The sequence below is a fragment of the Roseateles sp. So40a genome, assembly GCF_048081605.1.
Lineage (GTDB): Bacteria > Pseudomonadota > Gammaproteobacteria > Burkholderiales > Burkholderiaceae_C > Roseateles.
Window position 1 is genome coordinate 4,675,624 of record NZ_CP182288.1, and the last position, 25,178, is coordinate 4,700,801.

General features: G+C 70.8%; 20 protein-coding genes. 8 read left to right on the forward strand and 12 right to left on the reverse strand.

What is annotated here, in order from left to right:
- The first annotated feature begins 261 nt into the window (after window positions 1–261).
- Genes ACNI65_RS21275 through ACNI65_RS21285 form a run of 3 tightly spaced genes read left to right on the forward strand, consistent with a single transcriptional unit; the run spans window position 262 to window position 3,128 of the window.
- Complete coding sequence (locus ACNI65_RS21275; protein ID WP_416759207.1) at window positions 262–1,794, forward strand: histidine kinase; 1,533 nt, start codon at window positions 262–264, stop codon at window positions 1,792–1,794.
- A complete protein-coding gene (locus ACNI65_RS21280) occupies window positions 1,791–2,264 on the forward strand; it encodes a hypothetical protein (RefSeq protein ID WP_416759208.1) in 474 nt (157 codons plus the stop codon). The genes ACNI65_RS21275 and ACNI65_RS21280 overlap by 4 nt, the downstream gene beginning before the upstream one ends.
- Before the next feature lie 36 nt (window positions 2,265–2,300).
- Window positions 2,301–3,128, forward strand: coding sequence for a LytR/AlgR family response regulator transcription factor (locus ACNI65_RS21285; RefSeq protein WP_416759209.1), 828 nt, complete (start codon window positions 2,301–2,303; stop codon window positions 3,126–3,128).
- 135 nt (window positions 3,129–3,263) lie between these two features.
- On the opposite strand, the gene ACNI65_RS21290 is transcribed toward ACNI65_RS21285, so the two are convergent.
- From ACNI65_RS21290 to ACNI65_RS21305, 4 genes are all read right to left on the reverse strand, one after another.
- Window positions 3,264–5,915: a hypothetical protein gene (locus ACNI65_RS21290; protein WP_416759210.1), complete on the reverse strand. Its 2,652-nt coding sequence runs from the start codon at window positions 5,913–5,915 to the stop codon at window positions 3,264–3,266.
- The gene (locus tag ACNI65_RS21295) at window positions 5,912–6,610 is read right to left on the reverse strand and encodes a lysoplasmalogenase (protein ID WP_416759211.1); all 699 of its coding nucleotides are present in this window, start codon (window positions 6,608–6,610) and stop codon (window positions 5,912–5,914) included. The genes ACNI65_RS21290 and ACNI65_RS21295 overlap by 4 nt, the downstream gene beginning before the upstream one ends.
- Window positions 6,611–6,721: 111 nt before the next feature.
- Complete coding sequence (locus ACNI65_RS21300; RefSeq protein ID WP_416759212.1) at window positions 6,722–7,369, reverse strand: ImmA/IrrE family metallo-endopeptidase; 648 nt, start codon at window positions 7,367–7,369, stop codon at window positions 6,722–6,724.
- Window positions 7,370–7,489: 120 nt separating this feature from the next.
- Window positions 7,490–9,556: an ATP-dependent helicase gene (locus tag ACNI65_RS21305; protein ID WP_416759213.1), complete on the reverse strand. Its 2,067-nt coding sequence runs from the start codon at window positions 9,554–9,556 to the stop codon at window positions 7,490–7,492.
- Between the two features lie 64 nt (window positions 9,557–9,620).
- On the opposite strand from ACNI65_RS21305, the gene ACNI65_RS21310 reads away from it, so the two are divergent.
- A complete protein-coding gene (locus ACNI65_RS21310) occupies window positions 9,621–9,989 on the forward strand; it encodes a DUF1304 domain-containing protein (protein WP_416759214.1) in 369 nt (122 codons plus the stop codon).
- A 33-nt stretch (window positions 9,990–10,022) separates the two neighbouring features.
- Here ACNI65_RS21310 and ACNI65_RS21315 read toward each other — a convergent pair whose 3' ends face one another.
- The 3 genes from ACNI65_RS21315 to ACNI65_RS21325 form a co-directional block, all read right to left on the reverse strand.
- Window positions 10,023–10,844 carry a substrate-binding periplasmic protein gene (locus ACNI65_RS21315; RefSeq protein WP_416759215.1) on the reverse strand — a complete coding sequence of 274 codons (822 nt, stop codon included), beginning with the start codon at window positions 10,842–10,844 and terminating at the stop codon, window positions 10,023–10,025.
- A 104-nt stretch (window positions 10,845–10,948) separates the two neighbouring features.
- Entirely contained in the window at window positions 10,949–11,428 is a 480-nt protein-coding gene (locus tag ACNI65_RS21320) for a hypothetical protein (protein WP_416759217.1), read from the reverse strand.
- A 243-nt stretch (window positions 11,429–11,671) separates the two neighbouring features.
- On the reverse strand, window positions 11,672–12,751 hold the full coding sequence (locus tag ACNI65_RS21325; RefSeq protein WP_416759218.1) for a hypothetical protein: 1,080 nt from the start codon (window positions 12,749–12,751) through the stop codon (window positions 11,672–11,674).
- Between the two features lie 35 nt (window positions 12,752–12,786).
- On the opposite strand from ACNI65_RS21325, the gene ACNI65_RS21330 reads away from it, so the two are divergent.
- Window positions 12,787–15,285, forward strand: a complete 2,499-nt coding sequence (locus tag ACNI65_RS21330) for an alpha/beta hydrolase family protein (RefSeq protein ID WP_416759219.1) — start codon at window positions 12,787–12,789, stop codon at window positions 15,283–15,285.
- Here ACNI65_RS21330 and ACNI65_RS21335 read toward each other — a convergent pair whose 3' ends face one another.
- The 3 genes from ACNI65_RS21335 to ACNI65_RS21345 are packed head-to-tail and all read right to left on the reverse strand — an operon-like array spanning window position 15,286 to window position 19,175.
- Window positions 15,286–16,182 (reverse strand): neutral zinc metallopeptidase, encoded by an 897-nt coding sequence (locus tag ACNI65_RS21335; protein WP_416759220.1) that lies wholly within the window; start codon window positions 16,180–16,182, stop codon window positions 15,286–15,288.
- Window positions 16,183–16,202: 20 nt separating this feature from the next.
- Window positions 16,203–18,410: an ATP-binding protein gene (locus tag ACNI65_RS21340; protein WP_416759221.1), complete on the reverse strand. Its 2,208-nt coding sequence runs from the start codon at window positions 18,408–18,410 to the stop codon at window positions 16,203–16,205.
- A 15-nt stretch (window positions 18,411–18,425) separates the two neighbouring features.
- The gene (locus ACNI65_RS21345) at window positions 18,426–19,175 is read right to left on the reverse strand and encodes a substrate-binding periplasmic protein (protein ID WP_416763678.1); all 750 of its coding nucleotides are present in this window, start codon (window positions 19,173–19,175) and stop codon (window positions 18,426–18,428) included.
- Window positions 19,176–19,473: 298 nt separating this feature from the next.
- On the opposite strand from ACNI65_RS21345, the gene ACNI65_RS21350 reads away from it, so the two are divergent.
- Complete coding sequence (locus tag ACNI65_RS21350; protein WP_416759222.1) at window positions 19,474–20,091, forward strand: helix-turn-helix domain-containing protein; 618 nt, start codon at window positions 19,474–19,476, stop codon at window positions 20,089–20,091.
- A 2-nt stretch (window positions 20,092–20,093) separates the two neighbouring features.
- Window positions 20,094–20,813, forward strand: coding sequence for a response regulator (locus ACNI65_RS21355; RefSeq protein ID WP_416759223.1), 720 nt, complete (start codon window positions 20,094–20,096; stop codon window positions 20,811–20,813).
- A gap of 21 nt (window positions 20,814–20,834) precedes the next feature.
- Here ACNI65_RS21355 and ACNI65_RS21360 read toward each other — a convergent pair whose 3' ends face one another.
- The gene (locus tag ACNI65_RS21360; RefSeq protein ID WP_416759224.1) at window positions 20,835–22,940 is read right to left on the reverse strand and encodes a primosomal protein N'; all 2,106 of its coding nucleotides are present in this window, start codon (window positions 22,938–22,940) and stop codon (window positions 20,835–20,837) included.
- Between the two features lie 318 nt (window positions 22,941–23,258).
- On the reverse strand, window positions 23,259–24,365 hold the full coding sequence (gene hemE, locus ACNI65_RS21365) for a uroporphyrinogen decarboxylase (protein ID WP_416759225.1): 1,107 nt from the start codon (window positions 24,363–24,365) through the stop codon (window positions 23,259–23,261).
- 148 nt (window positions 24,366–24,513) lie between these two features.
- On the opposite strand from hemE, the gene ACNI65_RS21370 reads away from it, so the two are divergent.
- On the forward strand, window positions 24,514–25,176 hold the full coding sequence (locus ACNI65_RS21370; protein WP_416763679.1) for a LemA family protein: 663 nt from the start codon (window positions 24,514–24,516) through the stop codon (window positions 25,174–25,176).
- Window positions 25,177–25,178: the final 2 nt, after the last annotated feature.

The window sequence follows — 25,178 nt, forward strand, 5'->3', positions numbered from 1 at the left end:
CGGCACTTCCAGCACCACCGGGCGTGAAGCGCCTATCGTCCGTCGGCGCCGACCACCCGCCCGCGAGTCGTGAACCCCTTCACACCTGCCAGTTGACCGATCCCGACTGGCCGTCGGTCCAGGCCCGGACACCACCCCGCCGCCCCTCCGGCCTGTCGCCGATCGGTGCAGTCCATCCCACCTTCCGCACGGCGCGTCGCCCGCCCCCCTGGGCGCGAAAGGGACTTGCGTACAGTCCGCTCCATACGACAGGTCCCCCTCATGAACGCGCCGACTCCCGCCTCCCCCACCCCGCGCCAACGCTGGCAGGCTTTCATGCAGCAGGCCGAGCAAGGCTTCCACGCCTACGGCAGCTGGCTGGTGTCCATCACCTGGAAGCGCTTCGCGCTGCTCGCCGTGATGCTCATCATCGGCGCCAACATCCTGCAGACCCTCCCCCCCTTCTCCTTCAGCTGGCAGATCCCCCTCGAGACCACCGAGATCATCCATCCGCCCAAGGACCTGCGCCGCGATCGCGACGCCGACCGCCGCGAGCAGAAACGCGCCGCGGAAGCCGAGAAGGCCCGCGCCAAGGCCGAGAAGGAACGCGCCGAGAAGGAGAAGGCCGACACCGCCGCCACCTCCGAAGCCGCCGGCTCCTCCGCCGAACACACCGCGTCGGGCGTCGAGGGCGACGGCCTGCGCTACGAGGTCCAGATCGACTCGCGCGGCGTGCGCATCGTCCCGCGCCCGCCGCTGGGCTCCGCCAGCGCCGCCACGCCCGCCGCGGCCGCGTCCGCCGCCGAACCCGTCGACCCGAACCTGCCGTCCATCGACATCCGCATCCCCAACGAGAAGCAGCGCGAGGCCATCCGCGAGGCCGTCAAGACCGCCGCCGCCGACGCCAGGCGCGCCCTGGAGGAAGCCGCCGAGGACGCCCGCCAGGCCAAGGCCGAGGCCGAGGAAGCCAAGGACGAGCTCGAGCAGGCCCAGCGCGAGACCTCCCGCAAGACCCGCTACCGCACCGTCCACCTGGGCGACTTCCTGGACAAGCTCGCGCTGCTGGTGGTCTTCGCCTCCGCGCTGCTCAAGGCCACCTACAAGGGCCGGCTGCAGGCCGAGGTCAAGGCCGCCAAGGCCACCGAGACCGCCGAGGCCGAATCGCTGCGCCGCCAGGTCGTCGAGGCCCGCATGGCCGCCATGCAGGCCCAGGTCGAGCCGCACTTCCTGTTCAACACGCTCGCCTCCATCGACCACCTGATCGAGACCGACCCGCCCCGCGCCTCGCAGATGCAGAAGAACCTGATCGCGCTGCTGCGGGCCTCCATGCCCACCATGCGCGAAGCCAACGCCAACGGCGGCGTGCGCGAGCTGGGCCGCGAGATGGCCGTCATCCGGCCCTATCTCGAGATCCTGCAGGTGCGGATGGAGGAACGCCTGGTCTCGCGCATCGACGTGCCCGACGGACTGCTCTCCGCGGAGTTCCCGCCGATGATGATCCAGAGCCTGGTCGAGAACGCCATCAAGCACGGCCTGGAACCCAAGGCCGAGGGCGGCAGCCTGACGCTCAAGGCCGAGATCGTGCACGGCAAGCTGCAGGTCACCGTCGCCGACACCGGCCTGGGCTTCGGCCGCGCCGCGACCTCCGGCACCGGCGTCGGCCTGGCCAACATCCGCGAGCGCCTGACGCTGCTCTACGGCAAGGCCGCCAGCCTCACCGTCGCCGAGAACCAGCCCTCCGGCACCGTCGTCACCATCACCGTCCCCTACCGGACGTCCGCCCACCACGCCCCGGAACAAGGAGCACACGCATGAAAACGCTGTTCAAGGCTTTCTTCCTCGTCGGTTTCGCGCTGGTGGCGCTGGCCGTGCTGCTGGGCTGGGGCGCCATCCACGTGCTCGGCGACGTGCCCGGCGTCCACCTGCAGGTCAACGGCGACGAGGTCATCTGGTCCGGCCTGGATCTCTTCGACGCGCTGGGCGCGGGCCTGGGCCTCGTCATCACCATCGGCGTGATGTGCCTGGTCGTGCCGCTGGTGCTGCTGCTCGGGCTGGGCCTGCCGCTGCTGATCCTGGGCGCGCTCGCGCTGGCCGGCATCGCCGCGCTGCTGGGCGTCGGCGCGGTGGTCGGCTCGCCGCTGATCCTCATCGGGCTCATCGTCTGGCTGCTGGTGCGCGACAAGAAGCCGCGCCATCCGCCGGCCCAGCCGGTCCAGCCGATGCCCGCGCAAGCGCCCGCCGCGACGGTCGCGCCCACGCCCACCGAGCCCTCGTTCCGCGCCTGAGGTCCGAGCATGACCGATGACCTAACATCGCCCCTCATGAGCGACACCATTCAAGCCCCCCGCGCGGTCCTGGCCGACGACGAACGCCTGATGCGCGAGCAACTGCGCAGCCGCATCGCCGAGGTCTGGCCCGACCTGCAGATCGTCGCCGAGGCCAAGAACGGCCTGGAGGCGGTCGAGCTGGTCAAGGAACACAAACCCGATCTGGTCTTCCTGGACATCCGCATGCCCGGCATGACCGGTGTCGAGGCGGCCAAGCAGATCGCGCAGCTGCCCGACGACGAGGACTGGGCGCTGCCCGAGATCGTCTTCATCACCGCCTACGACCAGTACGCGGTCGAGGCCTTCGAGCAGGGCGTGTGCGACTACGTGCTCAAGCCCGCCGAGCGCGAGCGGCTGCAGGTCACCGTCGAGCGCATCAAGAAGCGCCTGGCGCAGCGCAGCGGCGAGGTCGAACCCGACGGCCCCAGCAACGGCACGCTGCAGCAGCTGCTGCATTCGCTGTCGGCGCGGGTCAACAACACGGGCGGCTCGCCGCAGTACCTGCAGTGGATCCAGGCCTCGGTCGGCCAGACCATCCAGATGATCCCGGTCGAGGACGTGCTGTTCTTCATCAGCGACGAGAAGTACACGCGCGTGCAGACGCCCACCGTGGAAGCGCTGATCCGCAAGCCGATCAAGGAGCTGGTGGATGAGCTCGACCCGAAGGTGTTCTGGCAGATCCACCGCTCCACGCTGGTCAACGTGAAGGCGATCAACGGCATCAGCCGCGACTTCCGCGGGCGTCAGCTGGTGGGGGTGCGCGGGCTCGAGGAAAAACTCGAGGTGAGCCGCAGCTACACCCACCTCTTCAAGGGGATGTGACGCTCTTCCTACCCCCCTCTCCCGCGGAGCGGGAGAGGGGCAGGGGGTGAGGGCTCGTCGAAGGGCACTGAGGTCCGCCACGAGCCCTCACCCCAACCCCTCTCCCGCTCCGCGGGCGAGGGGAAAGAGGGAAAGCTAGCGGGCGGGGCCCTTGAGCTTCACGCCCGCCGCCTTCATCGCGCGGCGCACCTCGGGCGCGCCTTCGAAGTCGGAATCCATCTCCGGCAGCACCGTCTCCAGGCCATGGCCGGAGTCGTCGCCGCCGCTGCCGCGCGGACGCCGGGATGGCGCGCGCAGCCCCAGACCCAACGCCAGCATCGCGTAGAACAGGAACGCGATCCGCGGCGCATCGATGAGGCTGTCGAACAGCCCCACCACGCCGAACGCCACCAGCCCGCCCACCACCGCCGGCGCCAGCGGATGCCGCCGCCCCGCGCCGAAGGTCAACCGCACCAGCACCGTCACCAGCAGCCCCGACCACAGCGCCAGTCCGAACAGGCCCTGCTCGAACAGCACGTGCGCCGGCAGGCTCTTCATGTGGAAGGGCATGTGATACCGGTCGCTGGAGAAGTACCAGCGCGCCAGCCCCTCGGTGAAGTCGCCGTTGCTCAGCAACGGCCCGTGGACGCTGTCGACGATCCCCACCGACGCGATCTCCAGCACCCCGCCGCGCCAGTTCTGCGTCACCGACGCCACCAGCCGCCTCGGCGCCCAGGACGGACCGCCGAAGTCCTCCGGCGCCTGGCCCAGCTTCAGGTCCACCGACTGCCACGCGCCATTCATCGGCTGGATCTCGGCTTCCTTGTCCACGCAGCGCAGCGGGTACAGCAGGAACTTCTCGCAGACCTCCACACGCAGCCGGGTCTTGAACTGCGTGCGCAGCCGCACCGTCGCCGCCACCTCGCCCGCCACCGCCGGCACGCGCTGGCTGAGCCGGAACATCTCGCCGTTGCCCATCTGGTGCAGCCCGCTGGTCAGCGTGACCGTCGGACCCGGCGCCGGCTCCGCGCCGGGCAAGGCCGAAGCCGCCGCCTCGGTGCGCGGCGCGTTGAGCCGGTAGTCGCCGACGCGCTCCTCGAACGGTCCGCCGTTGGCGAAGCTCGCAGGGAAGCGTCCGCTGCCCTGCCCCAGCAGCCAGCCGTCCATCGTCTTGAGCAGCCCCAGGCCGACGCGCCAATGCTCAAGACGGCCCTCGAAGTCCTGCTGCCCGGTCGACATGCGCTGGCCGATGTAGGCCCCGCCGCCCAGCGACGCCACCACGGCGCACATCAGCAGACTGCCGGTCCAGACCAGCCCCCGCACGCGCCACCCGGCGCTGCGCAGGTCCGCGCCGACCTGCGGCGACCACTGCGTCACGATCCAGAGCGCCGCCAGCACCGCCAGCACCAGCGCGATCACGCCGCCCTCGCGCCCGTTGCCCCACTGCACCGCCACCAGCGCCGTGGCCGCGAGGGAGGCCATCCACAGCATCGCCAGCACGAAGGCCTGCGTCGGCTGCGTCAAGCCGCCGCGCCAGCGCCACGCCAGGGCCAGGCCGAACAGCACCGTGACGCCGTCAATCACATACGCCGCCTTCGGCACGACATCGATCAGCAGGCCGCCGCCCACTGCCAGCAGCACCGCCGGCAGCGGCGCGAGCAGCAGCAAGGTGCGATGCTGGCCGCGCGGCCAGGACGCGCGCGTCGCGGGCATCGCGATCAGCACGGCCACGCTGCCCGCCAGCGCGAGCAGCGCGCGGTAGCCGCCGGCACCGAACAGCACCCAGGCCGCCGCCGCGGTGCCCACGATCACGCCCACGGCCCAGCCCAGCGGCACGCGATCCGGATTCGTACCGGCCGGCATCGATCCGTCGCCTGCGGTGTCCTGGTCCTCGCGCCGTTGCGCGACCCACAGCAGCGCGCACAGCGCCAGTCCGGCCGGCACCGCCAGGTAGACGCCCCGCGAGAAGGTCGTGATCGACGCATAGAAGGCCAGCAGCAGCACCGCCAGCGCCGCCACGAAGCGCAGCGGGCGGCGCTCGCGCAAGGCCCACAGCATCGCGAACGGCAGGCTCAGCGCGAGCGCGCCATCCAGCGACGCGCCACCGACGTTCATCTCCCAGAACAGCGAGGTGGTCCGGTAGTCGGTCGAGAAGTTCAGCAGCCCCGTGTAGATCCAGCGCTCCCACAACGCGCCCAGCGAGGTCGCGACCAGCACGATCACCCAGGCGGCGCGCGACAGCCGCGTCACCGACGAGGGCCGCAGGTCCGAGGCCTTCTGCCACAGCGGCAGCAGCAGCAGCACGAGGAAGAAACTCTTGCCCGCGCGCAGGCTGTTCATCGGCTCCTGGAAGCCTTGCCAGAAGCCGAACTGCACGCCGCCGAAGTGCTCGAAGCCTCGCCACACCGCGATGAACGCCGACAGCGCGAAGACCGCGATCAGCACCCGCACCGCGGCGCGCCAGCGCAGCGTCCGATACCGCCACGGCACCGCCTTGCGCGCGGGCTGCGTGATCGCGAGCGCCGCGTAGCCGCCCGCGGCCACGGCCAGCACGAGCAGGTCCAGCTCCTCGAAGGTGATCCAGCCGGTCCACGGCGCGAAGCCGATCACGGGCACCAGCGCGGGCACGAGCAGCGGCAGCACCCGCCAGCCGAGGAAGGACCCCACGGCGATCGCCGTCCACAGCGCGCAGGCGGCCACGGGCTGCACCGGGTAGTGACGCACCAGCCACAGGCCCAGCACGGCGCAGCCCAGGCTGCCCGCCAGCAGCATCCAGGACAGCGGACGTCGAGGCAGGACGAACTTCATGCGCGCGCCCGTCCCAGGCTGCTGGCGATGCACCATTGCGCCGGCCAGTAGCTGGCCAGCACCCAGAAGCTGGCCATGTCCAGCGGACCGGCGAACTTGTTGATCGCCAGCATCGCATCGGACAGCACGAACAGCGTGCCGCCCCAGGCGGCCCACCGGGCGAGCGGCTCATCGGGTTGACCGACGCTGGCCCGCCACCAGGCCCAGGCCTGCGCCGCCATCGCCGACAGGCACACCACGTAGACCACGACCGGGATCTGCAAGGCTGCGGGGATGTTGGGCCAGAGCCGGCCCAGCACCGCCGCCGCGATCACGCCGAACATCAGGAAGGGCCAGCGCACCGCGCCCAGCCGCTGGCGCGTGCAGAACCCGACGATGTAGCAGACGTGCGCCGCGAGGAAGCTGACCAGCCCGGGCAGGAAGCCCTGCTCGGGCCAGAGCAGCGCGATGTCACCGACCAGCGAGCACAGCAGGCCGGCGCGCAACCAGCGCGCCAGCCTCGGACGATCGGCGCCGCGCGGCCAGGCGTGGAGCAGGATCAGGACGGTCGTCAGCGGCTTGAAGACGAACCCCAGCCCCGGCGGAAGCTGCGCGGGCTGGGACAGCGCGAGGATGGCCGCGACCGCGCTGAGCAGGGTCAGCAGCGGCAGGGCAGCGGTCCACCGGGGGACGGGCTTGGCGGGGGAGGCGGTCATGCGCCCGCATTCTGCCGTTTGCCGGCGACACCTACCGCCCGGTTCCGGGTGACATGGCAGACCTTACAGGGTTGCCCCGGAGTGGGCGATCAGCGCTCGACGACGACGCGTTCAGAGGTAATCGCAGCGCTGGTGCAGCGCCTGCAGGCGCTCGCGCACTGCGCCTTCGGGCAGCAGGAACAGATCGCCGAGCTTGCGCGCGTTGATCACGCCCTGGTTCATCAGGCGCTGGACGACGAAGTCCGGCATCAGCAGCTCCAGCGCGAAGTGCTGGGCCTCCTGCTCGATCGGACGCGGATTGGCCACGGTCAGCGTCGGCGGCAGCTCCGGCGGCACCGGTCCATGTCCCAGCACGTGGTGCCCGAGCGCGTGCGCCAGCACCAGCCGCTGTCGCGGCGGGTCCTCGTCGTCGTTGAGCTCGATCACCGGGCGCCCATCCAGGTAGAGCAGGCGGCCGCGGTAGGGATAACCGGGTTCGCGCGTCCCGCCGCGCGTCCGGACCTCGACCCCGGCGCCCTCGGCCATGTCCCAGGCGTTGACCGGCAGCGTGACCTGGTCCCAGTGGGCCTTGCGCAACTCGCGGGCGATGGCGTCGATCAGCCGGCGGCGGGCGGCCTGCTCGGCGGAGGAGCGGACCTCGCGGTAGACGGGCGGCGGGAGTGGAAGCGAAGACGGAAGCGAAGAGGGAAGCGAAGGGGGCGGCGAAGGGGGTAGCGAAGGGGTGAGCGAAGAGGGATGGGGAACGGGGGCGTCGGGCATGGGCGGTCTCCTCGGCGAGCGCAGAGGGACCGGATGCTAGGAAGGCGTCGAGCGCCGCGAAATGACTCGAACCAGTAAGAATCGTTCGACCACGCCAGGCGCGGTCCGTTCAATGACGGCTCAGCGATCGTTCTTGGCCGCCTGCGCCTGCTTGGCCGCGGACTCGGCGGCCTTGGCGGCCAGCTGCTCGCGCATGCGCTTGAGCTTCTCGCGCGGGTCTTCCTTGATGCCGCCTTCGTCGAGCTTCATCTCCGCGATGAAGCGCGAGGGCACGCCCACGACGGTCTCGCGGTTCTTCTTGCGCCGGCGCAGCGTGGACACCGCCAGCGTGCGCCGCGCGCGCGTGATGCCCACGTACATCAGGCGGCGCTCCTCCTCGACGCGCTGCGGCGTGAGCTCGTCGTTCTCGGCCTTGAACGGCAGCAGGCCCTCGTTCACGCCGGCCAGCATCACATGCGGCCACTCCAGGCCCTTGGACGCGTGCAGCGTGGTCAGCACGACCTGGTCCTGCTCCTCCTGGCGCTCGGCCAGCGACAGGATCACGCTGATCGTCTGCGCGACCTCGAGCAGCGTCTGGCGCGGGCTCTCGGTGGTGATGCCGCCGTCGGTGGAGATCTCGCCGCCGCAGCGCTTGGCGACCCAGTCGACGAAGTCCAGCACGTTGCCCCAGCGGGCCTGCGCGACCTTCTCGTTGTCCTCCTGGTCGACGAGGTACTGCTCATAGGCGATGTCCTTGAGCCATTCCATCATCAGCGCCTTGCCCTCCTCGGCGCCCACGGCGTGCCGCGCGCGGTACTCGAGGTCGACGACGTAGCGTCCGAACTCGTGCAGCCCGTGCAGCGCCTTGCTCGACAGCGTCGCCTTGAGCGACTCGGCGAACAGCGACTCGAACATCGACAGCTTCCACTTCGCCGAGAACTCGCTCAGGTGGCCCAGCGTCTGGTGGCCGATGCCGCGCTTGGGCGTGGTGACGGCGCGCAGGAACGCGGGGTCGTCGTCCTGGTTGACCAGCAGGCGCAGCCAGGCGCAGAGGTCCTTGATCTCGGTGCGGTCGAAGAAGCTCTGGCCGCCGGAGACCTTGTACGGAATCTCCGCGCGGCGCAGCGCCTGCTCGAAGACGCGCGCCTGGTGGTTGGCGCGGTACAGGATGGCGAAGTCGGAGAACTTGGTCGTCGGGTGATTGGCGCGGATCGACTGGATGCGGGCGACGGCGCGCTCGGCTTCGTGTTCCTCGCCGTCGGCCTCGATCAGCGTGATGGGGTCGCCCTCGCCGAACTCGCTCCACAGCGTCTTGGGGAAGAGCTTGGGATTGCTGCCGATGACGTTGTTGGCCGCGCGCAGGATCGCGCTGGTGGAGCGGTAGTTCTGCTCCAGCGGGATGACCTTGAGCTGCGGGTAATCCATCGGCAGCTTCTTGAGGTTCTCGATGGTCGCGCCGCGCCAGCCGTAGATGGACTGGTCGTCATCGCCGACGGCGGTGAACATCGCGCGCTCGCCCACCAGGCATTTCAGCAGCTCGTACTGGACGGCGTTGGTGTCCTGGTACTCGTCGACCAGCACGTACTTGAGCGTTTCCTGCCACTTGCCGCGCGCTTCCTCGTTGGTCTGCAGCAGCTTGAGCGGCATGCCGATGAGGTCGTCGAAGTCCACGGCCTGATAGGCGGTCAGCCGCTCCTGGTAACGCTGCATGACGACGGCGGCGGCGCGCTCCATGTCGTCCTTGGCGTAGGCCAGCGCCTGCTGCGCGCTCAGGTTCTGGTTCTTCCACAGCGAGATCGTCCACTGCCAGGACTTGGCCGTCGCCGCGTCGGTCGTCCCGCCGGCGTCGCGCAGCACGGACAGCACGTCGTCCGAGTCGAGGATCGAGAACTGCTCCTTGAGCCCGAGGTGGCGGCCGTCCTCGCGCAGGATGCGCACCCCCAGCGAGTGGAAGGTCGACACCACCAGCTCCGACCCGGCCTTGTTGCCCACCAGATGACGAGCGCGCTCGCGCATTTCCTGCGAGGCCTTGTTCGTGAAGGTGATCGCGGCGATGTTCTTCGGCCGGTAGCCCTCGGACATCAGCTTGGCGATCTTCTGCGTGATCACGCTGGTCTTGCCCGAACCCGCGCCCGCGATCACCAGGCACGGTCCCGCGAGGTGATGCACAGCCGCCAGCTGGGCGGGATTGAGCGTGGTCTTGGACATGGAACGTGCGGGACAGGGAACGACGGGCGGGCCGGGGATGATAGCGGGACGTACAGTGCGAACCATGAACACCACCACCGCCCTCGCTGCCAACGTCGTTGTCGCGCTCGTCGCGCTGATCCATGTCTACATCCTGGTGCTGGAGATGTTTCTCTGGACGACGCCCAAGGGGCGCAAGGCCTTCGGACTGACGCCGGAGTTCGCCCAGGCCAGCAAGGTGCTGGCGGCCAATCAGGGCCTGTACAACGGCTTCCTGGCCGCGGGCCTGATCTGGGGTCTGGTGCTGGGCGCCGCGGGCGGTCCGGTGAAGGTCTTCTTCCTGGCCTGCGTGCTGGTGGCCGGCCTGTACGGCGCCGCGACGGCCAGTCGCAAGATCCTCTACATCCAGGCCATTCCCGCGGCGATCGGCCTGGCGCTGCTGTATCTGGGATGAGCCGCTGGGCTGAGCCTCCGGGCTGAGCCCGGTTCAATCCGGCAGCGCGACGCCGCGCCGCGCGGCCATCTGCTGCAGTTCGCCGCTGGCGCGCAGTCGCTGCATGCCGGCGTCGATCAGCGCCAGCCAGGGCTCGCCCGCCGGATCACGGCTGAACGCGAAGTGCCCGCGCAACTGCGCGAACGGCGGCGCGCACAGCGCGACCTGATCGTTCAGGCCCAGCTCCTGGATCACGGGCTCGGAGTTGCGCTGGTTCGCCGCGATCAGGTCCACGCGGCCGAGTTGAAGCATGCGCAGCGCGGTCGCGAGGTCGCGCACCGGCGTCACGTTGAGCGTGGCGCGCGCCTGCTCGAAGCGCTCGCCGTAGACCCAGCCCTGCACCGTGGCCACGCGCAGCGGCTGCAGCGCCTGAAAGTCGCCCCACCACAGCCCCTCCTCGCGACGGCGCGCGTAGAAGACGAGCGCGTCCTCGTAGAAGGCCTGGCGCGAGAAGCGCATCGTCTTCTCGCGTTCGGGCGTGCGATACGGGCCGACGAGGATCTGCGCCGGACCGTGCTCGATCATCGATTGGGCCCGCAGCCACGGGTAGAAGTCGTAGCGCGGCTGATGGCCGGCGGGCAGCAGGATCGCGTCGAGCACATCGACCGCCAGGCCCCGGGGCTTGCCGCCGTCCGCACCCGGCTCGAAGAGCCGCGCGAAGGTCGTGCCCGCGACCAGCACCTGCGCGGTCCGGGGCCGGCCGACATCGGAGGGCGCGCCTTTCGGCGTGGTCCGGGCGGTGGCCGCGGTCGTCAGACCGAGCGCCATCGTGCCGAGCGCGGCATGGCGGAGCAGGTGGCGGCGCAGGGCATCCATGAAGGGCCGATGATAGGCGCGCCATCGCGCTGCCGGCAGCCCTGCCTCACGGGGTTTCCCACAGGACGCGGGCGCCGCGCCGCCACGCCCCGAGCCCGCGCCGCTCAGCGGCTGCGCGTCTCCGCGGCGAGGGCTTCCGGCATCAGCGCCCCGGGGATGAAGATCGGCACCCGGATCGGATCGCGGCCGATCTCCTCGGCGTAGGACCCATGCACGCCGAAGGCCGCCGTCAGCACCGCGTGGACATGGGCCATCGTGTCGTACGACGGCGAGGAGCCGCCCGCGAAGTACACCTTCGCCTCGCCCACGCCCAGCCCGCACAGGCCGTAGACCCGCTCGCCGACGCGGGCGCAGTAATGGTCCGAGAGCTGCCGGCCGATCAGCGACGGCAGCCGCACCAGGTAGTCGCCGGTCTCGGCGTCGACGGCCCGGCGCACCGACAGGCGGATCCAGTGCGCATTCTTGCCGTCGATGCAGCTCTCGAGCACGCCCTTCAACCACGGCGAGCATTCGGGGTCGGTCACCGCGTCCCGCCAGCACGCCCGCCAATCGTCGAGGGACATCGGCTGGATTTCGAAACTCACGCGCATCTCCTCGCGTCGCCATCCGCGGCGACAGGAGGTTGATCGTAGGCAGCAGGCCCCGGTGAGGACAATTCGCCTCGATCGGCGCGCGCGTGACTTGTCGAGGTCGGATCCCGCCGAGAACTTGTGGTTTCGCCTGGGTCCGGCGCGACCCGCCTCGCGGGATCCCGCAAGGGAACTAGCGCATCGAGGTCGGTCGACGACCGCTCCGCGGGGCGCGCTCAGCCTGAGCTCAACCCGAGCTCAGCCCGAGCGCAACAGCAGCCACACCACGACGGCCGCCAGCGCCAGCACCAGCGCCAGGCTGGACAGACGTTCCAGCCTGGAGGCGGGCAAGGTCGCGGGCCGGTCGGCCTTCGTCTCCAGCGGCGGCGGGGGCGGCAGCAAGGGCATCGGCGCGGAGGCGGGTGCGCCAGCGCCGCGCGCGGCGGCAGGCGGCTCGAAGTCGATCCAGTCGCGCACGGCCTGCGCGAGCAGCTCGCGATCGGTGAACGAGCGGCCGTCCATCATGGCGCGGTCCAGCAACTGGTCCAGGCTCTCGCGCTGCGCCGCCGTCAGCGACAGCCACGACTGCAGCGACGCCACCGGCGTGGTGCCGGGTTCGGCCTCCTCCTCGACGGTGTCGTCACGCGCGTCGCCCGCCTCGCGGCGCGGCAGGCGTCCGTTGACCAGCAGGCCCAGCAGGCGGCCCAGCGCATGGGTCTCGCTGTTGGCGTCGGGTCGGCCGCCCGCGCGTTGACGCGCGTTGGCCAGAGGCTCGGCGGCCCGCACCAGCGCGGCCGGCGCCTGGCTGTCGCGCGGCGCCAGGCCCTGGCCCAGCCAGTGCAGCTGCTGGGCCGGGCTCAGCCACAGCGTGCCGGGGTCGAGCTCATGCAACACCAGGCCCTGCGCGTGCGCGGCATCGAGCAGCGCGATCAGGTCCAGCAGCAGCTGCATGCGGCGCTTGAGCGGCAGCGCCATCGCCACGCGCAGCAGCGGGGCGCCGTCCATCGCGGGAACGATGAGGTAGGGCAGGCCCGAGGGGCTCAGGCCGCTGTCCAGCGGCGCGCCGTAGACCGGGTACTGGAAACGCGCCAGCGCCTCGGAGTCCTCGGCGAAGCGCATCAGCACGGCCTGCGCGTCGGCGTCGTGCCGATAGACCAGCGCCATGCCGGCCTGGGCCGAGGCCTTGCCGTGCTCGACGCGATACCAGAAGCCCGACGCGCATTCGAAGAGCTCGGCGGCCACGCGCCAGACGCCCAGCCGCTCGCCGATGGCCGGCAGCGCGCGCGCCGCCCCCTCGCCGGCTGCGGCGGGAACGTGCGGGGCGGTCGGCTCGATCATGGGCGCGAATCCTAGCGCAGCGATACTTCGCACCCATGCCCTCCCGCGTCCCCTCTGTCGGTTCGAGCCGCCCGCCCGTCGGTGCCCCCCCTGCCTGGGTGGGGGCCGCGGGATCCGCGCTGGCGATCCTGTCGTCGCTGCTGGCGCTCGTCGCCCTGCCCGCCGCGGCGGACGCCGCGCCCTCCCCCTACAAGCAGCCCTCCGCGGCGATCCGCGAGCTGTTGGACGCGCCGTCGCTGCCGCGGCTGCTGCCCTCGCCGGACCGCCAGTCGCTGGCGCTGGTGGAGCAGCGCCGCTACACGCCGCTGGAGGAACTCGCGCGGCCGGGGCTGCGCCTGGCCGGCGCGCGATTCGATCCGCGCAACGCCAGCCAGCAGAACCTGCTGGCGGTGCAGCGCGTGCGGCTGCGCTCGCTGCTGGAGCCCGAGGCCGCCGAGCGCGACGTGGAGCTCCCGGCCGGCGGCACCTGGCACAACTTCGTCTGGGCGCCGGACGGGCAGCGCTTCCTGCTGTCGCGGCGCACGGACTCGGCCGACGAGCTCTGGGCGGGCGCGACGTCCAACGGGCAGCTCTGGCGCATCTACAACGTGCGGCTGAACAACGCCGTCGATGCCGACGACATCGCCTGGCTGAATCCGCGCGAGGCCGTCGTGCTGACCGTGCCCGACAACCGCGGCCCGGTCCCGAGCCGGCCGCAGACCGGTCCGGCGATCCAGGAGACCCACGGCAAGGCGTCGCCCGAGCGCACCTATCCCGACCTGCTGCGCAATCCGCGCGACGAGGACCTGTTCGAGCACTTCGCGCGCTCGCAGCTCACGCTGATCGACATCACCAACGGCCAGAGCCGCGACATCGGCACGCCGGGACTGTTCACCAGCGTGTCCAGCGTCGGCAACGGCCAGGCGCTGCTCACCGAGCGGCTGGTGCGGCCCTTCAGCTACAACCTGACCTTCGACGACTTCCCCACGGTGGTCGAGGTCCGCCAGCGTGACGGCAAGGTCATCCGCGAGCTCGCGAAGATGCCGCTCAAGCAGGGTGTGGCGATCGACGGCGCGCTGCAGGGACCGCGCGTGTTCTATCCCTCGCCGACAAAGGACGCGGCGATCTACTGGGTGGAGGCGCTCGACGGCGGCAACCCCGCCAACCGCGCCGCCTTCCGCGATCGCGTCATGCGCCTGGATCCGCCGTACACCGGCGAGCCCGCCGAGGTGCAGCGCATGCCCTACCGCTTCACGCGGCTGCGTTTCCTGGACGACGGCATCCACGGGCTGCTGACCGAGGAAGACCGCAGCCGCGGCTGGACGCGCACCTACCTGCTGCCGCTCAACGGCAAGCAGAGCCGGCCGCTGTTCGAGCACTCGGTGCGGGAGCGCTATCGGCATCCGGGCTATCCGTTCATGCGGACCTTGAGCAATGGCCATCAGGTCGCGCAGACGCTGGGCGGCGACCTGCTGCTGTCGGGCCAGGGCGCCGGGCCCAAGGGCGACCGGCCCTTCCTGGACAAGCTCTCGCTGAAGGACCTGTCCACGCAACGCCTGTTCCAGTCGGCCGAGGGCGTGTACGAGCTGCCCGTGGCGATGCTGGAGGACCGGCGCCTGGTCACGCAGCGCGAGACCGAGCATGAACCGGCCAACCTCGTGCTGCGCGAGAGCGGCAAGGCCACGCCGCTCACGCGGATCAAGGACCCGACGCCGCAGCTGAAATCGGTGCGGCGCGAGCTGGTGAGCTTCAAGCGCAACGACGGCGTGGAGCTGTCGTTCTGGATGTACCTGCCGCCGGACATGCGCGAGGGCGAGAAGCGGCCCGCGCTGGTCTGGGCGTATCCGCTGGAGTTCACCGACGCCGCGATCGCGGGTCAGCTCAGCGGCTCGCCGGGTCGGTACATGAGCTTCTCCGGCATCAGTCCGCTGAACCTGCTGATGGACGGCTACGTCGTGCTGATGGACGCGACGATGCCGGTGGTCGGCGACGCGCGCAACATGAACGACAGCTTCGTCGAGCAGATCACCGCCAACGCGCGCGCGATCGTCGACAAGGCCGAGGAACTGGGCACGGTGGACGCGCGCCGCGTCGCCATCGGCGGCCACAGCTACGGCGCGTTCATGGCCGTGAACCTGATGGCCCACACCAAGCTGTTCCGCTGCGGCATCGCCCGCAGCGGCGCCTACAACCGCACGCTGACGCCTTTCGGATTCCAGAGCGAGCGCCGCTCGTTGTGGGACGCCAAGGACGTCTACCTGAAGCTCTCGCCCTTCCTCTTCGCCAACCAGATCAAGGATCCGCTGCTGCTGATCCACGGCGAGGCGGACAACAACTCGGGCACCTTCCCGATGCAGAGCGATCGCCTGTACCAGGCGCTGGCGGGGCTGGGCGGCACGGCGCGTTACGTGCTGCTGCCCTTCGAGGCGCACGGCTACTCCGCGCGCGAATCGGCCGGCCAGGTGCAGTGGGAGATGAGCCAGTGGCTCAAGGGCTGCGTCGGCGATCCGCGCGCCGAGGCCAGGCCGCGCCAGGGGGCCGGCTCGGCCCCGTGATCAGAGCTGGCGCGCCGCGAAGGTGTCGCAGTCCTGCACGTTGCCCTGGGCCATCCCGCGCTTGAACCAGCGCTGACGCTGATCGCTGGTCCCGTGGGTGAAGCTCTCCGGCACGACGCCGCGGCCGGCGTTGCGCTGCAGCGTGTCGTCGCCGATCTGCGCGGCGGCATTGAGCGCTTCCTCGATGTCGCCGGCCTCGAGCCAGCCCTTGCCCTGCTGCGAGTGGTGCGCCCAGACGCCGGCGAAGCAGTCGGCCTGCAGCTCCACGCGCACGCTGGTGGCATTGGCGGCGGCCTCCGACTGCCGACGCCGCGCGGCATCGACCTTCTCGGTGATGCCCAGCAGGTGCTGGACGTGGTGGCCGACCTCGTGCGCGATCACGTAGGCCTGCGCGAAGTCGCCGGGCGCGCCCAGCCGGTCGCGCAGCGTCTGGTAGAAGCTCAGGTCGATGTAGACCTTCGAGTCCCCCGGGCAGTAGAACGGCCCCATCGCCGCCTGCCCCATGCCGCAGGCCGTCGGCTCGCGGCCCTCGAAGAGCCGCAGGCGCGGCGCCTGGTAGGTCTTGCCGCCGGCCTGGAAGAGCTTCGTCCAGACGTCCTCGGTGTCGGCGAGCACGACGGAGACGAACTTGGCGGGCGCATCGGTCGGATGGCTCGGATCGACGACGCGCTGCTGCTGGCCGCCGGTCTGCACGCTGCTGCCGTCCAGCACGCCGAGCACGGTCAGCGGGTTGATGCCGAAGATCCACGACGCGATGAGCGCAATGACGATGCCCCCGACGCCCAGGCCCCTTCCGCCGATCGGCAGCCCGCCACCGCCACCACCGCCGCCACCGCCGCCACCGCCGCCGCGGGCGTCCTCGACGTTGTCGCTCTCTCGTTCGCCTTCCCACTTCATGGTGTGCTCCTCAATTCAGCTCAATTCATCGCTTCGCCGTGGATCGGCAGGACCAGGTGGAACTCGGCACCGCCGCCATCGCGGTTGGCCGCATAGAGACGGCCGCCGTGCATCTCGACGATACGCCGGCTGATGGGCAGCCCCAGGCCGGTGCCGCCCGAGCCGTCCTTGGTCGCGCTCGACTGGATGAACGGCTCGAAGATGCGGTCCAGTTCATCGACCGGGATGCCCGGGCCGCGATCGGCGACGCACAGGTGCAGATCGCCTTCGGGCGTGCGTCCGCCGCGGACCTCGATGGTGCCGCCCTGCGGCGCGAACTTGATCGCGTTGGCCAGCACGTTGCGCACGGCCTGCTGGAAACGCAGCGGGTCGACGCGGGCGGGCATGGGCTCGGGCAGCTCGGCGCTGACCATCAGCTGGCGCTTGGCGGTGAGCGGCGCGAGCTCGCGCGTCACCGTGGAGACCAGCTCGCGCAGGTCGCGTGATTCCAGCTCCAGCGCGCCGACGGCGTCGAGCTTGGACGCGTCCAGCAGGTCGTTGACCAGCGCCAGCATGCGCTGTCCGGAGCCGTGGATGTCCGAGAACATCGCCTGCAGCCGCTCCTGCCCGCCGCTGCGCGCGATGCCCAGCTCCGAGAAGCCGAGGATGGACTGCAGCGGCGTGCGCAGCTCATGGCTGATGTTGGCGAGGAACTCCGTCTTGCTCCGCGAGGCTTCCTCGGCCGCGTCGCGCGCCTGGCGCGTGAGCCGCTCGGCGGCGGCGCGCTCGGTGATGTCCACGGCGCTGCCGGCGTAGCCGAGCAGGTCGCCGTCGCGGCGCAGCGGCACGATGGCGATCTGATAACGGCGCGGCGCGCCCTCGCCGTTGCGGATCGTGGCCTCGATGCTGCGCACGCCCTCGTCGCCATCGAAGAGCGAGTCGACCGCGTCGCGGTCCGCGGGCTCGGCGAGATCGGCCAGCCGCCGGCCCACCGCCTCATCGGGCCGGCCGCGATGCAGCGTCGTCCAGCGCGCGTTCACGAAGGTCAGCGTGCCGCCGGGGTTGGTGCGGAAGATCACCTCCTGCACGCTCTTGAGCAGCACGCGCATGTCGCGCTCGCGATCGGCGAGCTGTTCATGCGCGCCCTCGAGCGCCTCCATCGCCTCGGCGCGCGCCTGCAGGCTGCGGCGCACGGTGACCGTGGCCAGCACGATCACCGCGAGCGCCAGCGCGCCGATCAGCAGCAGCCAGCGCAGGCCCGCATGCCAGCGCGCGAGGACCTCCTCGACCGATTGCTCGACACCGACCATCAGCGGGCGCCGCGACGCCGCGCGGTAGGCCACGACGACCTCGCCGGGCAAGGCGCCGCTGCCGATGTAGGTGCCGTGCTCGCGTCCGCGGCGCAGCGCATCGAAGGCGGGATGACCGTCCAGGCGCTGGCCGGGTAGCTGATGCAGCGTCTCCATCGCCGCGAGGAGCTGGCCGTCGGTCGATGCGAGCCATGCCGCGCTTCGCCCCGCGGGCAGCGCGCGCTGCTGCACCTGCGTCAGCGCGTCCGGATTGATCAGCGCCAGCAGCCAGCGCGGGTCGCCGTCCTTGGCGGGCGCGACGGGGGCGGCGTCGGCGGGCGCGGCGGTTGACGCGGCGGTTGACGCAGAGGTGGGCGCGGAGGTGGGCGCGGAGGTGGCCTCGCTCACCCCGGGCGGCGCGGGCAGTTGCAGCAGCAGCGGCAACATGCCCACCGGCGAGCCGCGCGCGGCGCGCCCGCGCGCCAGGTCCGCCAGCCCACGCCCGGGCCGCAGCGGCAACAGCAGGTCGCGGTCGGGACCGGGCAGCCGGCCGAAGTCGTCCAGCGGCACCTCCAGCCCGACGTCATCGGCGTTCGTGCTGATCAGCACCCGGCCGCGGGTGTCCAGCAGCGACACGCTGCGGATGAACGGCAGGCCGACCAGCACATGGCTGAAGTGATCGCCCAGGTGCTCGACCTCATGCGGGTCGTCGACCGAGCGCATCAAGCCGTCGCCGATCGCGTGCAGGGACAGCGACGCGGTCTCCACGGTGCGGCTGGCGTCGCTCTCCAGGACCTGCGCCAGCAGCGCGCCGCGCACGCGGGCCTCGTCGATCGCCTCCTGGCGGCCGACCCAGGCCGGCCCGATCAGTCCCGCGAGCGTGCCCGCGGCCACGGCCACGCCCGCCCACAGCGCGGCCCGGCGCAGGCGTTGGAGCGATCGGACGGCGGGACCCAGCATCGTCGCGACTCCGCCTCAGGGCACCACGATGGCGGCCAGGCCGTGGCGCGCGGCGGCCGCGCGCAGGCGGCCATCGCGCTTGATCCGCGCGACGAATTCGTCCAGCCGCGCCAGCCACGCCGCATCGCCGCGCTTGACCGCGTAGGCATAGGGCAGCACGTGGAAGGGCTTGGGCGGCGCGATCAGCTGCGCCCAGTCGGCGTTGTCGAGCAGGCGCCGGCTGTACGGGTAATCGGTCATGAACACATCGGCGCGGCCGGATTCGAGCTCCCGTTCGCGCGTGGCCGGCGGCTGCACCACCTGCAGCCGGGCGCGCTTGAGCGCGTCCCGCATCACCGGTTCCATGAAGGTGCCGGCCTGCACGGCCACGACGACGCCGGGCTGGTCGATGTCCTCCCAGCGCTTGACGACGCGGCTGGCGCGGCTGGCGATCGCGTAGATGTCGCTCTGCAGATAGGGCTGCGTGAAGGCCAGCGCCGCGCGCCGCTGCGGCAGCACGGCCACGGCGAACATCGCGACATCGCAGCGATCGGCATCGAGGTCCGGGATCAGGCGCTGGAAGGACGATTCGACGTAGCGCAGCCGCACGCCCAGGTCCTTGGCGAGTTCGTTGGACAGGTCGATGTCCAGGCCCGACAGGGTCTCGTCACGCGGATGGCGATAGGTGATGCCGTAATAGTCCGGCCAGATGCACACGCGCAGGACGCCCGCCGCCTGCACGCGCTGCAAGACCTCCGAGCCCTGGGCGAGCGCCTTGCCCGCCATGGACAGGCAGAAAAACAGGCACAGGGACAGACCTAGAGCCGGGCCCAGAGACAGACCCAGGGTCGGACCCAGGAACAAGGGCAGGGCTGATCGGGTCCTTCGCTTCGTCATCGCATCTCCTCGGACCCGGATTGCACCAGAGATCGCCCGGGCCGACCGCGAGGGAAGCCACCATGTCCCACCGATGTCACATCGAATATCACTTTTATCGCTTATAAGTGGGGATATTGCCCACCTATAAGTTTGGGAAATTCGGCAAAATCGACCTATGACTGCTATTGCCCGGACACCCGACGACATGCAAGAGGACTTCAGCACGCGAGAAGTCGCGCAGCGCCTCGGCATGGCCGTGCGGTCGGTTCAGTTGATGGTTGACCGCGGCGAGCTGCAAGCCTGGCGCACGCCCGGCGGCCACCGCCGCATCCTGCGCGCGTCGCTCGACGCGTGGCTCACCGGCCGCGGCCTCGCGCCCACCAAGCCGGCGGACCTCTCCCCGCTCGACGGCACGCCGCAGCGCCTGAAGGCCCTGCTGATCGAGGACTCAGTTCATTACCAGAACCTCGTCATGTTGCTGGCGCAGCAGGAGTTTCCTGACCTGGACCTGCATACCGCCAATGACGGGATCGGCGGGCTGGTCATGTACGGCCAGTTGCAGCCTGAGATCCTGCTGGTGGACATCCTGCTGCCCGGCATCGATGGCGCGGCGCTGGTCACCAGCCTGCGCTCGCAGCCGCAGTTCGCGAGCAGCGAGCTGATCTTCGTCACCGCGCTGGACGAACAGCAGCGCGCGCCCTACGCCTTCGCGCTGGCGGGTCTGCCGCTGGTGCACAAGCCGCGGCTCGTCACCGACCTGCCGCCGCTGCTGGCCGCGGCCATCCAGCGCATCCGGGCCCGCCAGCCGCAGTTCGCCGGCTGAGCATGGCCAGTCGCGTGCGGGTCCTCCTCGTGGAGGACGACACCACCCTGCAACGGTTCGTGGCGATGGCGCTGGAGGACGACGAGGTCCGCCTGCAGGCCTGCATTTCCGTCGACGAGGCGCTGCTGGCGCTGGCCACGCAGAGCTTCGACCTGGTCATCAGCGACCTGATGCTGCCGGGCCGGCATGGGCTGGATCTGCTGCAGACGCTCAAGCAGCGGCCGGAACTGCGCGGCAACGCGCGGCTCGCGGTGTTCAGCGCCGGCCTGAACCCGACCGTGCGCGAGCAGCTCGAGGCGCTGGGCGTCACGCGATTCCTGTCCAAGCCCTGCTCGCTGGCGGATCTGCAGTCCTGCCTGGACGGCCTGCGCGACGCGCCGGCGCCGGCCGCCCTGCCCTCCATCCATCGCGCGGCGATCGAGCAGTACTTCGGCGGCAACGCCGCGCTGTACCAGGCCTTCCTGGCGCGCTGCCGCGTGCAGTTCCCGCTGGACATCGCCACCGGACGCGCCGCCTGCGAGCACGGCGAGCACGTCAAGATGCGCCACCTCGCGCACAGCCTCAAGAGCGTGCTGCTGACGCTGGGCCACACCGACGCCGCGGGCGTGGCGCGACAACTCGAGCTGGACGCGCAGGACGCGGCCCATGGCTCGGAGGACGCGCTCGCGGCCGTGCGTGCGGCCTGGCCGACGCTGGAAGAGGCGCTGGCGCGGCTGCTCTGAGCCTGAGCGCGCGCCGCGCGTTCAGATCGCCAGGGGATCCACGTCCACCGCCCAGCGCGTCAGGCCCTTCTGACGGCGCTTGAGCGCGTGCAGCTCCGGCAGCCATGCGCGCAGGAAACGCTGCAGCTGCGCGCGGCTGCCGGCCTCGATCAGCATCTGGAATCGCTCGCTGTCCGCCACCCGCGCCACCGCCATCGGCACCGGCGGATAGAGCAGCAGCCCGAGCGACAGCGGCAGCGCCTGCGCCGCCTCCTGCGCCGCGACGAGGAAGTCGCGCGCGGCCTCCACGGTGCGGCCTTCCGCGCGCACCAGCGCCAGGTGCGCGAACGGCGGCAGGTTGGCCGTCATGCGCTCATGCAGCTGGCTGCCGGCGAAGGCCTCGTAGTCGTGCTTCTGCAGCGACTGGTAGAGGGCGTGCTCGGGATACCAGGTCTGGACCCACATCTCGCTGGCCGCGGCCTGCGCGGCGTCGCGGCCCGCCCGTCCGCCGGCCTGCATCAGCAGCGAGAACAGCCGCTCCGGCGCGCGGAAGTCGCTGCTGAACAGCGCGCCGTCCGGATTCACCGCGGCCACCAGCGTGATGCGTCTGAAGTCGTGCCCCTTGGCCACCATCTGCGTGCCCACGAGGATGTCGACATCGCCCTCGTGCACCGCGGCGAGCTGCGATTCCAGGCTGCCCTTGAGCTTGGTGGTGTCGGCGTCGATGCGGGCCACGCGGGCTCCGGGCAGCGCCTGCGCGAGCTGCTCCTCCAGCCGTTCCGTGCCGCGGCCCAGCGGCGCGATGTCGGGGTTGCCGCAGGACGGGCAGGCGCGCGGCACGCGCGTGCTCACGCCGCAATGGTGGCAGCGCAGCGTGCGGTCCTCCTTGTGGAAGACCTGATGCGCGCTGCAATGCGGGCAGTCGCTCTTCCAGTTGCACTGGTCGCAGTGCAGCACCGGCGCGTAGCCGCGGCGGTTGAGGAACACCAGGCTCTGCTCGCCGCGGTCGAGCCGCTTGCGCAGCGCGTCCAGCAGCGGCACGGAGAGTGTCGTGGTGACGCCCTTCTTGCGCTCGAGCCGGTTCATGTCGAAGAGCCGCACGCGCGGCAGCGCGCCGCCGCCGATGCGCTCGGTGAGGTCGATGCGCCGGTAGCGCCCGCCCAGCGCGTGCTGCCAGCTCTCCAGCGACGGCGTCGCCGATCCGAGCACCACCGGCACCTTCTCCAGGTGGCCGCGGTAGACGGCGAGATCGCGCGCCGAGTAACGCGCGCCGTCCTGCTGCTTGTAGGAGGGATCGTGTTCCTCGTCGACGACGATCAGTCCCAGTCGAGGCATCGACGCGAACACCGCCAGCCGCGTGCCCAGCACCAGCTGCGCGCGGCCCAGGTGTGCGGCGAGCCAGTGGCGCAGCCGCTGCGCGGGCGTCAGCGCGCTGTGCAGCGACACGATCGCATGACCCGCGAAGCGCTCGGCGAAACGTGCCTCGAGCTGCGGCGTCAGGTTGATCTCCGGCACCAGCACGAGCACCTGCTGCCCGCGCTCGAGCGCGGCCTCGGCGGCGCGCAGGTAGATCTCGGTCTTGCCGCTGCCGGTCAGGCCCCAGAGCAGCGCTGGCTGCGGCGTGGCGCTGTCGGCGAGCGCGAGTACCGCGTCCAGCGCCTGCTGCTGCTGCGCGGTCAGCGCGGGGCGTTCCGGCACGACCGCGGGCGTCTCGGCGGCCGCCTTCGCCGCTTCCGCGTCGGCCTTGTCGAGCTTCTTGAGCCGGGCCTGCAGCTGCTTGGCGTCGAGCTCGCGCAACTGCGGGGGCAGCACCGCCAGGGCCAGCTCGCCGATGCTGCGCTGGTAGTACCCCGCCGCGAACTCGACCAGCCGACGCCAGCGATCGGACAAGGGCGGGAGCGCGTCCAGCGCCTCGCCCACCGGGCGGAGTTCGGATTCGGGCAGCGGCTCGTCGTCGGTCAAGGCCTGGCCCTCGGCCAGGTCGTCCCACACGAGACCCATCACGTCGCGCCGGCCCAGCGTCACGTGCACCAGCGTGCCGGGGGTCAAGTCTTGCGGGCCGAGATAGTCGAGCGGACCGGTCAGCCCGCTGTGCTGGGGCGCTTCCACGGCCACGCGCAAGCGGCGCAGGGGCGTCGGTTCGCTCATCGGCCATTCCTCCCCGGCTTGGCGCGGCCCGGCTCGGTGTCCCCCACGGCCGTCATCGGCCATGAGGAAACCTCGCCAAGTGCCTGATTTCCAAGGGTGTTCACAACGGGGTCGAAAGCCTGTGGATAACTTTGTGGGAAACGGCGGGGGTTTTTCGGGTCCGACGGGATTGCCGCCAGGGCGCCCTGCCGGCGTCAAATTCCGGGGAAATACCGAGCCCCCTTTGAAATCAACGACTTACGCGCCCATCGGGGAAAGCCCTAGCTCGGCGTCACCGCTTGTGCTGCGTTTGGGTGACATGCACGGATTTGGGGATAACTAGGTCGTGGATGGGCCGGCGGGCAAGCGCGATTTGCGCGAATGCTCATGCACTTCGTGCACCAGTTCGGCCACGCTCTCCGGCGGCGTGAACTGGCTGATGCCATGGCCGAGGTTGAACACATGGCCGCCCCAGCCGCCATCGGCGCGTTGCGGCGCGCCGAAGCTGTCGAGCACCGCGCGGGCCTGTTCGCGGACCGCGGCGGGCGGCGCGAACAGCACGTTCGGATCGAGGTTGCCCTGCAGCGCCACGCGGTCCTGCACCTGCGCGCGGGCGCGGGCCAGGTTGACGGTCCAGTCCAGGCCGACGACATCGGCGCCGGCCGCGGCGATCTCGTCCAGCCACAGGCCGCCGCCCTTGGTGAAGAGCAGCTTGGGAATGCGGCGGCCGTCGCGTTCCGACTTCAGCTGCGCCAGCACGCGGCGGGAGTACGCCAGGCTGAATTGCTGGAACTGGCCGTCGGCCAGCACGCCGCCCCAGGAATCGAACAGCATGACGGCTTGCGCACCGGCGTCGATCTGCGCGTTCAGGTAGGCGGCGACGGCGTCGGCGTTGATCGACAGGATGCGGTGCATCAGGTCGGGGCGCGCGTACATCAGGCTCTTGACGTGGCGGTAGTCGTCGGAGCCGCCGCCCTCGACCATGTAGCAGGCCAGCGTCCACGGGCTGCCCGAGAACCCGATCAGCGGCACGCGACCGCCCAGCGCCGAGCGGATCGAGCTGACCGCGTCGAAGACGTAGCGCAGCTTGTCCATGTCCGGCACGGCCAGCGCGTTGACGGCGGCCTCATCGCGCACGACCTTCTCGAACTTCGGGCCCTCGCCCTGCGCGAACGACAGGCCCAGGCCCATCGCGTCGGGCACCGTCAGGATGTCGCTGAACAGGATGGCGGCGTCCAGCGGATAGCGCTCCAGCGGCTGCAGCGTGACCTCGGTGGCGTAGTCCTTGTTGGTGGCCAGCCCCATGAAGCTGCCCGCTTTCGCGCGGGTGTCGCGGTACTCCGGGAGGTAGCGTCCCGCCTGGCGCATCAGCCAGACGGGGGTGTATTCGGTGGGCTGGCGCAGGCACGCGAGCAGGAAGACGTCATTCTGAAGGGGGGCGCTCATGGGGGGGAGATTATCCTCGGGGCTTCCGGGCTCTCGCGGCTCTTGAATTCAACAGGCCGGCACACGATATGCCGGTGCGCACACGGAGGATTCGACGATGACCCTGACCACCCCCACCCGCCACACCCGCGCGCCCGCGGCCCGTCTGATGAACACGCTGCGCGCGGCCGCGGCCGCCACGCTGATCGTGGGCGCGCCGATGGCGCTCACCGGCTGCGGCTACAACGAATTCCAGAGCCTGGACGAGCAGGTCAACGCCAGCTGGTCCGAGGTGCTGAGCCAGTACCAGCGCCGCAGCGACCTGATCCCCAACATCGTCAACACGGTCAAGGGCGAGGCCGGCTTCGAGCAGGAGACGCTGACCAAGGTCGTCGAGGCCCGCGCCAAGGCCACCAGCATCCAGGTCACGCCGGAGCTCGCGCGCGATCCCGCCGCGTTGCAGAAATTCCAGGCCGCGCAGGGCGAGTTGTCCGGCGCGCTGAGCCGGCTGATGGTGGTCAGCGAGCGCTATCCGCAGCTGCAGGCCAACCAGGGCTTCCGCGATCTGCGCGTGCAGCTCGAGGGCACCGAGAACCGCATCACCGTGGCCCGCAACCGCTACATCAAGTCGGTGCAGGACTACAACGTGCTGACGCGCAAGTTCCCGACCAACCTGACGGCCAAGGTCTTCGGTTACGAGACCAAGCCCAACTTCACCGTGCAGAACGAGGCCGCGATCTCCGCGCCGCCGACGGTGAACTTCGACAAGCCCGCGACGGCGCCGGCGACCACGCCGGCACCGGCACCGGCGGCCTCGCCCGCCTCGAACTGAGG